The organism is Deltaproteobacteria bacterium RIFCSPHIGHO2_02_FULL_44_16 (assembly GCA_001798185.1).
GTDB lineage: Bacteria > UBA10199 > UBA10199 > 2-02-FULL-44-16 > 2-02-FULL-44-16 > 2-02-FULL-44-16.
The window spans coordinates 51416-66170 of record MGRM01000022.1 but is presented as its reverse complement, the minus strand read 5'-3'; the positions used below and the strand labels follow the sequence as shown (position 1 = coordinate 66170).

Sequence of the window (14755 nt, the reverse complement as noted above, 5' to 3'; positions counted from 1 at the left end):
ATCAAACTGCTTTTGAAAATTTTCCCTCTCCGGTTTTCAGATAGGCATCAAAAACTGCTCCGATGTTGCGAATAAAAAGTCGTCCTAACGGTGTTACTGCAATTTCATGATTGTCACAAGAGACGAGACCATCTTTTTGGAAAGATTCGAGTTCATGAAGTTCACGGGCAAAATGAATGTCAAAATTTTCCTGCCATGCTTCCTGAAACTCTTGTTTCAAAACTCGTTGATGACAAAAGAGACGAGAAATCACCCAATGACGTCGTTGATCTTCTTCGGTTAACCTCCACCCTTTGGTCGTCGCAAGCTCTCCTTGCATGATGCGCCGTTGATAGGAGGCGAGTTTTCGATCATTTTGAAGAAACGTTCCCCCTACTTTTCCAATCGCACTCACTCCCATCCCGATGAGATCGAGTCCCTCTTTTGTCGTATATCCTTGAAAATTCCGATGCAGCTGGCGCTGTTTCTTGGCGATGGAGAGTTCATCCTCTGGCTTTGCAAAATGATCCATACCGATAAATTCGTATCCGAAATTTCCAAACTGTTCGATGGCTTCGAGAAAAAAGGAGATTTTTTGCGGTGGGGTGGGAAGCGTTGAGAGTTCAATCGTTCGATGATGAGCATGCAGCCACGGAACATGCGCAAAACTGAAAAGGGCAATTCGATCCGGATTCAATGCTTTCACCGCTTCAAGCGTTTTTTTCCAGCTTGACGCTGTTTGCAACGGAAGACCATAGATCAGATCAGTATTGATTCCCCGAAATCCGACACTGCGCGCCATTTCTATTTGTCGCTGCACAAGCTCCATGGGTTGAATGCGATTGATGGCATGCTGTACTTGCGGATCGACATCCTGCACTCCGAAACTGATACGGTTAAATCCAAGCTCACGGAGCGTCCCCATTTTTTCTTCATTCACCCATCTCGGATCAGCTTCAATGCTGATTTCCGCTTGATCCGTGAATGAAAAATGTTGTCGAATCATGTCCATCAAACGTTTCATTTCATCCGAATTCAAATAGGTCGGAGTCCCACCTCCCAAATGAAGTTGATCCACAACGAGCTGGCGCTCGTTTCCTGAAGAACGTGTGATGAGTTCCATTTCTTGTTGAAGAGATGCGAGATAAGGATCCACTACTTCTCGCCGTTTCGTAATCACCACATTACAGGCACAAAACGTACATCGTTCCGCACAGAAGGGGAGATGCACATAGAGCGACTGCGTCCCTTTCAGATGAGTTAAAGCTTCTGCGTACTCAGATGCACCTATATCATCGCGCCAGACAGGAGCGGTCGGATAGCTCGTATATCGCGGCAGCGACAGATCATACTTTGCAATGAGCTCAGACGTAAGCTCCACATGTGTCCCATCAATGATAGTTTCGAATGATTTCATTGTGTTTTATCTCTCCAAACTGGTTCACATTTTCTCTCGGGGTACAGACGCTGCGGTTATGCTCCTCGCGTCTTCTGTTTCCATCGGCGCGATCTTTGAGATGGCATTGACGCGCCTCAGTCAAAGGCCCCCTGCGAGAAAACCTTCACCAGTTTGGCCAGCTACTGTTCCCACAAATGCTCCGACACTTTCTGGCTTCGTTGTCGGCAACACACCGTGACCTAAATTCGCAATGTACCCACGAAAACCTTGAGCTGCTTGTAGCATCTCTGTTGTTTCCTCGCAGACCAGATGAGGAGGAAGAAGTAATTTTTCAGGATTCAAATTTCCTTGAATCGCTTTTTTCCCCTTCGCAAATTCCAACGCTTCTCTCAAATGTGTATCCGGTCCAATGCTGATCACATCTGCATTCCCCGTCAGCATGAGGGGAAGAAGATGTTCACTGTCGCGCACAAAATGAGTCGCCAGACCCCCTTCATCATGAATGACATCGATAAGTCGTGTGATGGAAGGAAGCGAAAAACGTTTATAGAAATCCTGCGAAAGCAGGCCACCCCAACTATCGAAAATTTGAATCAGATCAGCGCCAGATCGTACCTGTTCTTTTACCGCGATGACTAAAATATCGGTGATTTTTTCGATCAACATTTCAACTGTTTTTGGTTCTTCTTCGGCAAGTTTCAACATACGAGAGAACTCCCCACTCCCTCCTTCAACCATATACGCGGCAATGGTCCAGGGAGCCCCAACAAAACCGATGAGGGCTGCGCCCCCTTTTAATTCACTCCGAAGATGTTCCAATGCAGTAAGTGTTGGCTCCAACGTTCTTTTTGCTGAGGAGGTTGCCAGATTTTCAACGTCTTTGAGCGAACGAATGGGAAAGGAAAATTGAGGACCGTGTCCTGCTTCGAACGTAAGCTTCGGTCCCATCGTCGCCACTGGAAGAAGGATATCGGCAAAAACAATGACCGCATCCATCTGAAAACGTCGCCAAGGTTGAAGTGAAATTTCTTGAATGACATCGACATTGCGACAGGCTTCCAGAAAAGAATATTTTCCTCGGAGATCTCGATATTCGGGAAGATATCGACCTGCCTGACGCATAAGCCATACCGGAGGACGATCGACCTCTTCACACCGGCAAGCCCGTAAAAATCGTTCTCGTCCGTTCATAGGAAGTCGACAGAATCAGAAAGAGGAAGGGGGATCAATAGAAAACTGTCTCATCAAACTGACTGCGCATTTTCTCTCGGGGTACAGACGCTGCGGTTATGCTCCTCGCGTCTTCTGTTTCCATCGGCGCGATCTTTTAAATTGCATTGACGCGCCTCAGTCAAAGGCCCCCTGCGAGAAAATCCTTGTCAGTTTGATTGAGTAAATCGACGTCGCCACCGCATCCAAATACCAAGCGGCAACAACATAATGACGATATTGATCCCACCGACAATATTGTTTCCAGCGATAAGTCCACAACCAGATTTCGAAGACGATGAACTCGTCGAGCTCGATTTAAAACCAGTACTATTCACATCGCTGGTGGCAACATCGCGCGTCCCACTAAAAGAAGAGGTGTCATTTGAAGTCCCGTTAAAAGCTGCTTCCGCATTAACAATCCCGCTTCCAGCAGCATTCGCCGAAGCTCCCGAAATAGCAGTCGCATTTGTTTTCAACAGACTCTTCATTTGACTGGCGGTAAGCGTGTTGTTGTACTGAAGGAGCAAAGCAACCACGCCGGCCACATGCGGCGAAGACATCGAGGTTCCCTCAAGTTTAAAATGAGTACTATCCGCTTTTCCAGAATTACTGACGCTTGCGCCACGCGCAAGAGCAGCCACAATCGGCTCTCCAGGAGCGACCACATCAGGTTTTGCACGAGAGGAAGAAATTTCACCTGTCGGTCCGAGACTTGAAAAAAGAGAAACTTGCCCAGCAGTGCCCCCTGTTCCATCATCATTAATATTGGTTTGATCATGTGAGGTGCCATTGGCATCGGTCCAGGTGGTTGTCGTCTCCATGACACTTCCCGCAGTAATCACACCTGATGCGGTTCCGGGAATCGTCATTGTTTTATTCGAATCTCCATCGGAGAGTTGATAGCTATTTGATCCGCTCACGAGGTTTCCATCAATATTGGTTAAAAAATCGAGAATCGTGGTTTGATCCGGATAGAGCCACATGCTCCCCGCACAATCGCCGCGAATCACCACATCAAAAACATATCCGCTCGTAGATCCGTTTCCGACGATAGATGAAAAGCTGCCGCCTGATGTTGCAGGCCCCACCGTAATCTGAACGTGCGGTCGACTGTTATTCGTGTCCGATGCATCGACAGCAAGGCTCAGCTCTGCTGTGCCGTCATTGGAAGTGTTGGCTGATGCTGCACTGTCTGATGTGACTGCTTTTGGACCTACCACCACGGTAGCGCTTGTCGTTGCACTACTCGATGAAGCCGTATAAGCGCGACCTTCGATCGTGCAGCTGTCGCCCGATGTAAACCATGCATCAACCGTCGCTCCACCAAAACTGGAAATACTGCTGCTAATAATCGCAAATCGCCATGCTCGACTGTCTCCTGAAGCAACATCGACATCGGCATGAATACCACCCGCGTTACTTCCGAGCACCAGGGCATTGACGTTTTCGTTCCCAGCAGCGTTGACAATAATACGACCAGCGCTTCCCACCAGATTATTCAAGCCTTGCTCGAGAAGCGAAGTATCATCATGAGCGCCAAGCGAAGTTCCCAGAGAAAGATTCACCACAATTGGTTTGTTCAGAAGTGTGGCTCCTTGAAAGAGATCCGTAACGCCAGTGACTATCGCTCCTGAAAATGTCGTGACATCGGTGGTGCTTCCACTTGTTTCAGCATCCGCAGCGCTATTAAAAATAAAGAAAATATCGGCGTCAGGCGCCATTCCCTTATAGGTGCTATCAGCTCCGGCTGCGATGGAGGTCACATGCGTTCCGTGGGTGGTTCCTTGGCCGCGATCGGTAATCGCACAGCTTGCATCATCAATCTCTGATTTGACACAAATCGCAAAGGTTCCATCAGTTTTTCGCTGCTTTAGATATTGAACTCGCGTTTTTCCATCACTTCCAAGAAGGTCGGGATGACCGTAATCGAGCCCATCGTCGATCACCCCCACAATGACCTCACTTCCCGTATAAGCTGTCCCTCCGACAGATCCTCCCTGCACGTCATCGACATTCGTCATGGCACGGGCAGTGTTCATTTTTGAGGTCATCGGCTTGGAGGCTTCGATAAAACGAACCTCTTCACGATCAGAAAGTGTTGGGAGAAAATCAGATGGAACGGCGACGACCATGATGTCACCTGCCATGGCTCGAACTTCACCTCCAACATTTTCAATGGCTACTGCCGTGAGATCCGTATCATGAGATTGAACTAAAACTTCGAGGAGTGAAATGCCTTCAGGAGAAACTGATTTCGAAAGCATGGCTTTTGATGCCGCCTGCGAAGGCTCTTTGGCAACATCGTGAAGCATCAAATCGAGTTTGCTCTGATCGGCAAAGGCCGGAAGCGATGAAAGAAGAAAGCAAGAGATCCCAAGAACGCACCAAAAATTTTTCATATTCCCCCTCGTGAATTATTTCAAAACAGTTTTTAATCAGAAAAGGCCGCAGGAGGCGTTTGTCGAGCGGCGTCTTCAGACGCTGGAAACGAAGCCTCAATACCCAGCAGGCTGAAGCGCAGGCAAAAATCCGGCGTCTGAGGATTTTTGCCGTAGCAAGACAACGCCTCCGAGAGACGTTTTCTAAAGATTGTTTGGCAAAAAAGAGAAAAAAACACCAGTGACAATTCAAAACCTCTTTCAAAAGAGATAATTACTTGCGGGTGATGCCGGAGGCTATTTCGGATGTCTTCGCATATTCGCGGAGACTCCGGAATGCCGCAGGCAGCAGGACCCGCAATCATTAAAACATTTTGAAAGAGGTTTTTAGAGAATTACTCTGTAACTTCTTGTGTCTCTTCTTGAGGAGATTCTTCTTCAGAAGAAGATGGTGTTGGTGACATCATGGGAGCAACAGAAAGTTTTGCAAGCGCTCCACCGCTTTCACCTCCAACACTCAGACGATAATCGATGACACCTTCTTTTTCGTTCGCCTGAATCAACACACTTCGCACTTCACCTTTGTCTTTCATGCCTGGAACCGGAATATCAGACCAGGTCACTCCGCTATCGCGACTTATCTTGGCGCCTGTTTTGGTTCCGGCAAGAAGTGTGCTTTCAATTCCCGGCGTGACGCCATCAACTGTCAGCGCAATCACCGCTGTATCTGAAAGCCCCTTTTGGACCCAATCGCCACCGTTCATCGCACGAACATAGACACCAGCTTTGGTGCCTGCATAAACAACATTACGTGTCTTATCGTAGGAAAGAGCGAAGCTCTCTTGGCCAATCGTTCCAAACGCTTCCCATGTCATTCCACCATCGGTACTTTGATAGACACCACTTGAGGTTGCAGCTAATACTGTTGCGGTATCAGTTGTATCGCCAACGACTTCGAGGTCGCTCACGACCATTTTAAAAGTTGCATTTGAAGGATGACATTTACTTGTTGGATGTCCACAATACGGATTCTTTTTCTTATCTTTGAGATAAGCGCTCACACTGGGAAGTGTAAAAGCACCGTAATCGGTCGCAACAATCAAACGATCCTCTCCAAGTGCCATGAGATCACAAACCTGTCTCATAAAGGCAAGCTCCGTACGATCTGCATCTCCTTTAATTCCTGTCTGTTTTTTTCCAAAACAACTCGGATGACTTCCTGCGTAAGGTTTCCCTTCCCAACTTCCTTCGACAAGAATATCCAACGTTTTGAAATCTTCTTTTTCTTTATAAGCAATAAGACCCGTCGTCGCTGCGATAAGTCGTCCGTTTTTCTGAACTGCGATTGCGCTCACGGGAAAAGTTTTCACTGATTTTTCGAAGAAAGAACTTAACGACGCTTTATAGGAATCCAATCCTTCAGATCCCATGATCAATTCAGCAAATTTCAGTTCCATGTAACTCGTACCGCTTGGCGCTACCTTTGCAATCTTGGCAATCCCTTTTGCATATCCATTTTGATCGAGCCCCACGAGCAGGGTTTCAGAGTCTGCAGGATCGACGAGAGCGCGACTCTGCGAAATGCCCTCAGCCGAAAAAGACTGTGCACTTAGCTGAACTGCGTGCACTGGAGTATAGACAGTGGGAGTTTCTACACCACCGGCAAAGAGTTCAACCGTGACACCAGTTGCGGTGACAGTCGCCGTCGTCGTCACTCCTGTATCGCTCATCCCTTGACTGAGCTCGACTCCATTAATCAAAATTTTGTCGATCCCTGATGCGCTGTTTCCTGGGGCAGGAGCAATGGTGAGAGGAATGGTCTCTCCCACAAAAGCCCAAGGGGTCGCTTGAATTTGAAGGGCACTTGCAACTCCACCTTGAACCAAAACAAGGACACTTGCCTCAAAAGTTTCACCATCGATCTCAGCTGTAAGTGTAAAAGCGGTGACACCATTGATGATGCAACCGACACTTCCTGATGGAACGTCGTTTCGATCAACAGGAAGTTCATTGCGACAATCAGATTTTCCTTCGGCAACAATGGTAATGACCGCATCTTCAGGAGAGACATTCCAACTAATTTCAACTTCTGCTCCACGATCAACCACTTTTTGGCTCGCCATGATTTCAGCCTGAAGGCGCGATGTTTTTTCATCCACCTTCACCGTCACGGGGAGAGAGCCTTTGTTTCCATTCGCATCCACAGCATCGAGCGTATACGTGGTTTCAGGAGCTTCAGGGCTTACGACTGCACAACCGACGGCCGGGATCGCTTGATCAGCGCCGATTTCGGTTGATAAAAAGTCTCGGTAATTGGCAATGACATCCCCTTCGCAATCGCTCAGTGCCATCACATTTTCGCCATTACTCGCTTTGATACTTATCGAAACATCAATCGGCTCAACGTTCCAACGAAGCAGCGCATATTCACCACGGCGCACTTCAGCTGGCTCTGCTGTCAGTTCAACTTTAATCTCAACTTTTGGAACGACGGTAATCGTGAGGGTTGCGGTAGTCGTAAGTTCTGGAAGGACTTCGTCCTCGACTGGGTTTTCTACAGGTTCTGCTACACCTTCAGGGCCTGCGGCCGGGACAACGGGAAGATCTTTCAAGATTCGTTTCACAGCTTTGACTTCTTCACCTTCGCCTGCGGCGTTTTCATCTTCAACCGGAAGAGCCTTCGTTGCTGTCAGCACAAATTCTGAAGTTTCGGTAATGCCATCGATTGTGACCGAACCTTTCAGTTCTGTCATCGGCTCGCCAGCATAGCTATAGGCTCCCGACACAGTTCCTGTTCCAGAAATCGTGACGGTATCAGCGCCGGCAACTTCGTAGTTCAGCGTCACCGACCCATCTTCAGAGATCTCGGTTTTATCCGCGGAGAAATCGAGAATGATCGGAGCAGGCGGAGTGAGTGCCGGAGAAGGGGGCGCTACTTTGAGCGCACCATCGCTACAGGCGCTTATGACAAGCGCTGCCGCCATAATTCCAATTTGTTTCCAATATTTCTTCTTCATAGGTCTTTCTCTCCTCATTAATAAGGTCCTGGAGTTGGATCGTTTCCAATGACACGCAAAGCAGTGATAAGTCCGAAATCCATGCCGCTAAAACCGTCTCCTGCCAAATACGGCATCACGGAGAAGCGAGCCGTCCACATACTGTTACTAATATTTTTCCATCTCGCAGCCAGATTTAAGGATACTCCCGTTTGTGCCACTTCATGACGAATGCGAGATCCTGGATTTTGCAAGTTTGAAAGCGAACTTCCTGGAGCATCTGGATCAGGGCCAAGTTCCACCACTCCTGACTTATCACCGACAGTCAATGTTGCCTTAAACCAGTCATAAGCAACGGCAAGACCAGCAACATGCTGAATGAACCCTTCTCGACTATCAATAAAGGAAAGACGATATAAAGGCGCTATCATCCAATCATCATCCGGTTGAATTTTAATCCAACTTTCAAGGTTATGATTAAGCACTGAAGTTGTTGGTTGGTCTTCAGGTGTAATACTGGATGTATTCAAATCATATTGAAGATTCAGCGTTAACAATTTTTTCTTGAAAAAGTCGTCTCTTGCCAAAGGAGCAAACCAAGCTCCAACGGCAAAACCTCCACCAAAACCTCCAAAATCAACCAAGGCTGCTTCTTCAGATGGATTGCCAATGGCCAAAAGATCCAGAGCATATGTTTTGGTTGCAACACCACCAGCAAGAGATCCTCCAAGTTTAAGAAAATCAAATGCACTGCCAACTGTTAATCCAAAACCTTTTCCACTCCCAACACGTCCAAAACCATCTGTAACCACATCCAGAGAAACTCCTTTTCCATATCGGATATCCAAAATCCCCAGTGTTGCCGACAAAATTCCTGCATCAACCTCAAATTCATTGACGGTCTCTTTCTGCGCTTTTTCCTTCCAAAAAATATATCTCAATGCTGCAGAAATACTTAAGTCTCCGGCGAAACTAGCTTTTCTTCCACCTTTGTCATCAAAAGGATCATCAAGTGCAACTAAAGCAATGGATGTTTCTTGTGCAGGAGGCAAAAATTGTTTGGCTGCTCCATATGAACCCTCCAATGAAATGGAAAGAGGGGTAATGGTGAGTTGCTCATCCAAGAATAACCAACTGATATCTACACTCCCCCCTCCTGCAAATGTAGGGAGGAATGGTTTTGTCTCATCACTGCGCGAGCCAATGGTCAGATATAAATTGCTTGGCATAAGTCGTCCGCCAAAGGGGAGACGAATATAATCTGTATTCGCACCGTATCCAGCTGCAACTGCGCCTTCAATAAATTTATCTGCAGTTTCATATTCATTTTGCTTGGCATCAGTAAATGGTTTTTCCAAAGCATAACTGGACACATTTCCATCTTTAAGCGCTGCAATCGCACCCGCCCTTGGATCAGATTGTCCTTTTAAATGAGCTCTGAGATACGTCACACCAAAAGCAATCGTCTCAACATAGGCATCTTCTGCTTTTGAATCTGCTGGAAATTCTTTCCCCTTCTCAATAACTTTTTCTATAAATTTATCACATTCAACTTGGAGGTTACCACTCCCAGTCATGATTTCTGGCTTACAGAGACCCTCCTCAATAACTCTTTTAAGACTTGTAAGATTTTTTGACAGTTCGCCAGCAGAAAACATATCGATCCTCCACTCTCATGATAATCCCCATTTTTGAATCCTGCGTCCTTCATCCATCTCTTCGCGGATTTGAAAAAAAAGTTGTGTGATTTTTCAAGCGAAAACCGAAAATGAAAAGAATGGAATAAAAAAACCGAAAAATCGTATCTTCGAAATTTATTTTATCTTTATATTTCAATAAATTAGATCAGATTCAACCAGGAAGAGGCAAAAATAAAGCCTCATCATTTCGAGGGGGGTGGGCATCGTTCCTCAAGTTCTTTTACGGTACACAATCTTTCTCCTTTTTTTAATGTCCAGGCATTCATATCTGAGGGATATTTACAATCCCATTTTGCAGCACAGCTTTTAAGTCTTTCTTCCTCTTCCCGACGACGAGCCTCTTCTTCTCTTTTTTTCTGCGCAGCTTCTTCTTCCGCTTGTCGTGCAGCATCTGCTGCTAATCGAGCTTGGTCGGCTTCAAGCGCAGCAGCCGCATCATCCGCTTCTTTTTGTTGTGCTAAAGCATCTGCTTCGGCCTGTGCTGCTGCCTCTCTTGCTTCTCGTGCCTTTCGCTGTTCTTCTTCGAGTGCTGCGGTTGCTCTCGCTTCAGCTGCTAAATTTATTTTGCGTCCGCGTTTTGGTCTTTTTATATCTTTAGGTCCTTGCGCTCGATCTGCTGCTACCGAAGATGTTGCTGCAGTTCCTTCTCCACTTAAAAGTTCCTTACTTGCTCTTGTCTGATTTAAAGTCGTGCTCAAGTGCGCCAATAATGCACCTTCATCAGCAGAACTAGCCGTTCCTTCCAAAGAACCTAAAAATGAGCCTGCAGCCTCAATATATGCCGCAGCATCAGCTCGTCTTGTTGTAGACTGCCAATGGTGGCGTCCAGCCTTGAGATTCCAATTCATAAGAAGGACTGAAAGAAGAAAAATGTGTGAGCGATGAGATACGCGGTCGTCTATTTTCTTATCGAGCCAACTGGAAAGAGTGTCAGTGATAACTATTTCATCTTCAGGATCATACGATTCTCCATCTCCATCCAAATCCCCTGGGGTCCAAAGATCGAGGACGGCGCTAACCCAATCTGTATTTGAAGATTGATCTGTTACAAAATAAGTTTCAAATGCGGAGCGAACTGCATGTGAATACCGTATTTCGCTGTCTGGATTTTCTGCAATTTTCTTTTTTTCTTCAGATCCCGCTCTTACTTCAGGAAGCTCACTTAATTGAAGAGAGAGAAAATGGGTAATACCCATCTTATCAAAGACGTTTTCATGAACATGAGAAATATTGAACTTATAAACCGCCGATCCTCCCGAAAAACGTGCGTCAAGTTGTTCTTGTAAGCTAAAATTACCTCGACTGATATACGTCGTATCTCCAACATCAAATCTGATACTTTCCCACGGCCATTGCCAGCTTCCGTTTTGGTCTGAAAAACCTCTCCATCTGGTTTCAATAAATTGATAAGAACGAGATACTTCGTCACTTTCTTGATATTCCGCTAACTCACAGAATCTACTTACAACCGGTACTCTCGTTTCGATTGCGAGTTTTGAATGGGGTACATAGTCATAATAATGTGTAATATCGACCTGCTCTAAAACACAGCCTTTAGCACAACCTTTCCAATTGTTCTGTTCTTCCTGACTTGTTCTTTCTAATTGAATATCCGGAGCAAAAACATGCAGCCACGTTTGCATAGCCACTTTCGAAGGGATTGCATCTCCTCGAAAAAAAGCTGCTGCTCTACTTCCAAGCTCATTACATCCAAAAAACTCCATAACAACCTTTCGTAAGATTTACCAATAACTGACCGTTAGTTATTGGTAACAACTATTGATAACGACGCATCCACTTATCTCTTCGCACCTTTTCTAAAAAAGTTGCAGGGTTTTTTGATATTTTCCTCTCAGTGAACTGCAAAAAAGTCTTGACTGTTTTGCACCTTGGTGAGAACCTTCTCAACGTGCAAACACGATATCTGGAAAATGCCATCCGTGATCATTTAACCCGACTGCGCCAAATGGTTTTTCTGGTGGGACCGCGACAGGTCGGGAAAACAACTCTTGCCAAAAAAATGCTCTCCTCTGTGGTAGATGGAGTGAACTATTTTAATTGGGATCTGGCAGATCACCGAAAACTTCTTTCAACCTCGATCTTTCCTGGAAAAATGAGACTCAACCAGCCAGAACAACAGATCATCGTCTTTGATGAAATTCATAAATATCCGCGATGGAAAAACACGCTTAAGGGCCTCTTTGATCTGTATGAACCACAGACCCACTGGATCGTGACAGGAAGCGCTGGACTCAACGTCTATCGCAAAGGACAAGATTCACTCCTTGGAAGGAGCTTTACCTATCATCTCTGTCCCTTGTCCGTTGCAGAACTCGCGTTCAATGGAAATCCCAAGCCTTTATCTGCAGACGATCTGTTTCGTCATTCTTTTGCAGAAAGCTTACCAGAAGATCAAACTTTCTTTGAGAGATTGCTCTCTTTCAGTGGATTTCCTGAACCCTATTTTCAGGCAAACGAGCAGTTTCTTTCTCAGTGGCGAACCACACGACTTGAACGTCTTCTCAATCAGGATTTGGCAGCCACAGAACATTTGCGAAATCTCGCTTTGGTGGAACAGCTTATGTTTCTCCTTCCTCATCGCGTCGGATCGCCTCTTTCTTTAAACAACCTTCGGGAAGATCTCGAAGTGCATTTCAATACCGTGAAACACTGGCTTGCCCTTCTTGAGAGAACTTTTTATGGTTTCACGCTTTATCCCTATTCATCACGGCTTTCGCGTCTCATCAAAAAAGAAGCGAAGTGGTATCTCTGGGATTGGACCGAAGTTAAAGATGAAGGAAGTCGCTTTGAAAATCTGGTTGCAGTTCATCTCTTGAAATATGTCTCGTATGTGAACGATCTTGGACTAGATCGTCTGACACTTCACTACATCCGCGATAAGGAAAAGAGGGAAGTCGATTTTCTTATTTGCAAGGAGCGAAAACCGTATCTCCTTATAGAATGCAAAAACAGTTCTGATGATCCTCATCCGGCTCTTTTTTATTTTGCCGACAAATTGAAGACAGCTCGCGCATTCCAACTTATCGCCAATCCGATAAGGTCACGGAGTCACCTCAAAGCTGGGATACAAGTTGACCTTATCAGTGCCGCGTCATTTCTGAAAATGTTGGCATAAAAGAACAAAGATGCCGCTTGACGAAAAGCGCTGAAAATCAGTAGGTTTGGCGTCCATGAGTTTTCACCTTCAGAAATTATTAGCCGAAAAGGCCGGTCAGGGCTTTGATCTCTTCGCAGAATACGTCAATCCCCAACTCGCACGAGTGCTCCAAACGATCGGGTTTTCGCATCATTATATAAGGGCTGAAGGAGCCTCTTTATATGATGCGGAAGGAAACGAGTTTCTCGATTTCCTCTCAGGCTACGGTGTTTTTAATATTGGACGTAATCATCCGAAAATCAAACAAGCGCTCCAGGATGCTCTCGACGCTGATCTCCCCAGCATGGTCCAGATGGATACTCCACTTCTTGCGGGTCTGCTCGCGCAACAGCTTTTGCAAAAAGTTGGCGGAAAAGTCGAACGTGTCTTTTTCACGAACTCAGGAACCGAAGCGGTCGAAGGAGCGATTAAATTTGCGCGACGTACAACCGGACGCGAACGCATTCTCTATCTCACACAGGCTTTTCATGGACTCTCGACCGGATCGCTATCCCTCAATGGTTGCGATTCTTTTCGTCGCGATTTTGGAAATCTTCTTCCGAGTCAAACCATTCCTCTCAATGATATTGAATCGTTAAAAACAGAGCTTAAAAAGGGGGATGTCGCGGCATTTATCATCGAACCAATTCAGGGGAAGGGTGTTTATATTGGCAATCCTCAGTATTATGTTGAAGCCCAAGCGCTCTGTCATGCATATAGCGCACTTTTTATTCTCGACGAAGTGCAGACCGGATTTGGCCGCACCGGCAAATGGTTTGCACATCATCACTTTGGTCTTGAGCCCGACATCGTCACGGTCGCGAAAGGTTTATCAGGTGGATTTATTCCTGTGGGCGCTATTTGCTACACGAAAAAAATCTATGAGTCGGTGTTTCGAAACATGGAAGAGTGCGTGGTTCATTCAAGTACGTTTAGTCGAAACTCTCTTGCCATGGTAGCAGGCCTTGCCACACTCCAAACGATGGAAGAAGAAAACATCATCGATCAAGCGCAAGCTATGGGAACAAAGCTCATGGAGGGCCTTCGTTCACTGATGCCCCGTTTTGAAATGATCCGGGACGTGCGCGGGCTGGGACTCATGAATGCCATTGAATTTGGCGAGCCAAAGAGTTTTTCGCTCCGCGCGGGATGGAAACTGGTGCATGCGGTGAATCAATCGCTCTTTGGACAAATGATTGTTGTACCGCTCATGCGTGATCATCGCATTCTGACGCAAGTCGCGGGACACAATGTCGATATCGTCAAACTCTTGCCGCCACTTATCATCACGCAAAGTCATGTTGATCGTTTTGTGACTGCATTTGAAGATGTCATGCGCGCCTGCCACAAATTTCCTGGAAGCGCGTGGAGTGTCGGCAAAGATCTTGCGCTCGCAGCCGCAACATCACGACATGTGACGAAAAACGCAGACCAACGATTATAATTATTCCGGATTTTTTGACGGAAACACGATCGTAAAAGCAACAACTCCATTGTCATCTTCAGGAGTTTTCACTTCCACGACACCTTCAAGGGAATGCGGTACCTGCGAAAGACTGTCAGCAACGAGCTTTCCGTACACGCGAAGCCGCGTCTCTTTTGCATACCGAATTTTTTCTAATAAAAATGGTCCCGTACCGCTCACAGTTGTTTGAACAATCGTATGGATGGGATGATCCTTGGGTGTGATCTCCAGAAAAAGAACGTCTGGTTTAAAAGCCCCTTCGTTACACTGCTGACAACTTATGTTTCCTGACAAAGAAAAGTTGATCTGTTTCTCTGCAGGAATATTGAGAAGTGGATCGACCACAGGATCATTGAAAAAAATGCGATTTGGATCTTTGTCGTCATCGCAAGAGAAAAGAAAGAGGAAGAAAAAAAGAAAAAAAGAAATACGCATGACATTATTGTATTTTTAACTTCTCCAAACATCA

Annotated in this window: 10 protein-coding genes; 2 read left to right on the top strand and 8 right to left on the bottom strand. The window is 46.0% G+C overall.

The window, feature by feature from the left end; all coding sequences use genetic code 11:
- Position 1 precedes the first annotated feature (1 nt).
- From A3C46_01155 to A3C46_01125, 7 genes are all read right to left on the bottom strand, one after another.
- Positions 2-1396, bottom strand: a complete 1395-nt coding sequence (locus tag A3C46_01155) for an oxygen-independent coproporphyrinogen III oxidase (GenBank protein ID OGQ21859.1) — start codon at positions 1394-1396, stop codon at positions 2-4.
- Positions 1397-1516: 120 nt separating this feature from the next.
- A complete protein-coding gene (locus A3C46_01150; GenBank protein OGQ21858.1) occupies positions 1517-2569 on the bottom strand; it encodes a uroporphyrinogen decarboxylase in 1053 nt (350 codons plus the stop codon).
- Between the two features lie 188 nt (positions 2570-2757).
- Complete coding sequence (locus tag A3C46_01145) at positions 2758-4989, bottom strand: hypothetical protein (GenBank protein OGQ21857.1); 2232 nt, start codon at positions 4987-4989, stop codon at positions 2758-2760.
- 32 nt (positions 4990-5021) lie between these two features.
- On the bottom strand, positions 5022-5333 hold the full coding sequence (locus A3C46_01140; protein OGQ21856.1) for a hypothetical protein: 312 nt from the start codon (positions 5331-5333) through the stop codon (positions 5022-5024).
- A gap of 30 nt (positions 5334-5363) precedes the next feature.
- Positions 5364-7985, bottom strand: a complete 2622-nt coding sequence (locus A3C46_01135; GenBank protein ID OGQ21855.1) for a hypothetical protein — start codon at positions 7983-7985, stop codon at positions 5364-5366.
- A 17-nt stretch (positions 7986-8002) separates the two neighbouring features.
- The gene (locus A3C46_01130) at positions 8003-9622 is read right to left on the bottom strand and encodes a hypothetical protein (GenBank protein OGQ21854.1); all 1620 of its coding nucleotides are present in this window, start codon (positions 9620-9622) and stop codon (positions 8003-8005) included.
- A gap of 224 nt (positions 9623-9846) precedes the next feature.
- Positions 9847-11388 carry a hypothetical protein gene (locus tag A3C46_01125; GenBank protein ID OGQ21853.1) on the bottom strand — a complete coding sequence of 514 codons (1542 nt, stop codon included), beginning with the start codon at positions 11386-11388 and terminating at the stop codon, positions 9847-9849.
- A 131-nt stretch (positions 11389-11519) separates the two neighbouring features.
- On the opposite strand from A3C46_01125, the gene A3C46_01120 reads away from it, so the two are divergent.
- Positions 11520-12800, top strand: coding sequence for a hypothetical protein (locus A3C46_01120; GenBank protein ID OGQ21852.1), 1281 nt, complete (start codon positions 11520-11522; stop codon positions 12798-12800).
- A gap of 55 nt (positions 12801-12855) precedes the next feature.
- Positions 12856-14265, top strand: coding sequence for an aminotransferase (locus A3C46_01115; protein OGQ21851.1), 1410 nt, complete (start codon positions 12856-12858; stop codon positions 14263-14265).
- On the opposite strand, the gene A3C46_01110 is transcribed toward A3C46_01115, so the two are convergent.
- On the bottom strand, positions 14266-14721 hold the full coding sequence (locus A3C46_01110) for a hypothetical protein (protein OGQ21850.1): 456 nt from the start codon (positions 14719-14721) through the stop codon (positions 14266-14268). It abuts the gene before it with no gap.
- Between the last annotated feature and the right edge of the window lie 34 nt (positions 14722-14755).

Coding starts and splice junctions, on each gene's coding strand:
- A3C46_01155 (OGQ21859.1), bottom strand. CDS start 1,396: ATGAAATCATTCGAAACTATCATTGATGGGACACATGTGGAGCTTACG.
- A3C46_01150 (OGQ21858.1), bottom strand. CDS start 2,569: ATGAACGGACGAGAACGATTTTTACGGGCTTGCCGGTGTGAAGAGGTC.
- A3C46_01145 (OGQ21857.1), bottom strand. CDS start 4,989: ATGAAAAATTTTTGGTGCGTTCTTGGGATCTCTTGCTTTCTTCTTTCA.
- A3C46_01140 (OGQ21856.1), bottom strand. CDS start 5,333: ATGATTGCGGGTCCTGCTGCCTGCGGCATTCCGGAGTCTCCGCGAATA.
- A3C46_01135 (OGQ21855.1), bottom strand. CDS start 7,985: ATGAAGAAGAAATATTGGAAACAAATTGGAATTATGGCGGCAGCGCTT.
- A3C46_01130 (OGQ21854.1), bottom strand. CDS start 9,622: ATGTTTTCTGCTGGCGAACTGTCAAAAAATCTTACAAGTCTTAAAAGA.
- A3C46_01125 (OGQ21853.1), bottom strand. CDS start 11,388: ATGGAGTTTTTTGGATGTAATGAGCTTGGAAGTAGAGCAGCAGCTTTT.
- A3C46_01115 (OGQ21851.1), top strand. CDS start 12,856: ATGAGTTTTCACCTTCAGAAATTATTAGCCGAAAAGGCCGGTCAGGGC.
- A3C46_01110 (OGQ21850.1), bottom strand. CDS start 14,721: ATGCGTATTTCTTTTTTTCTTTTTTTCTTCCTCTTTCTTTTCTCTTGC.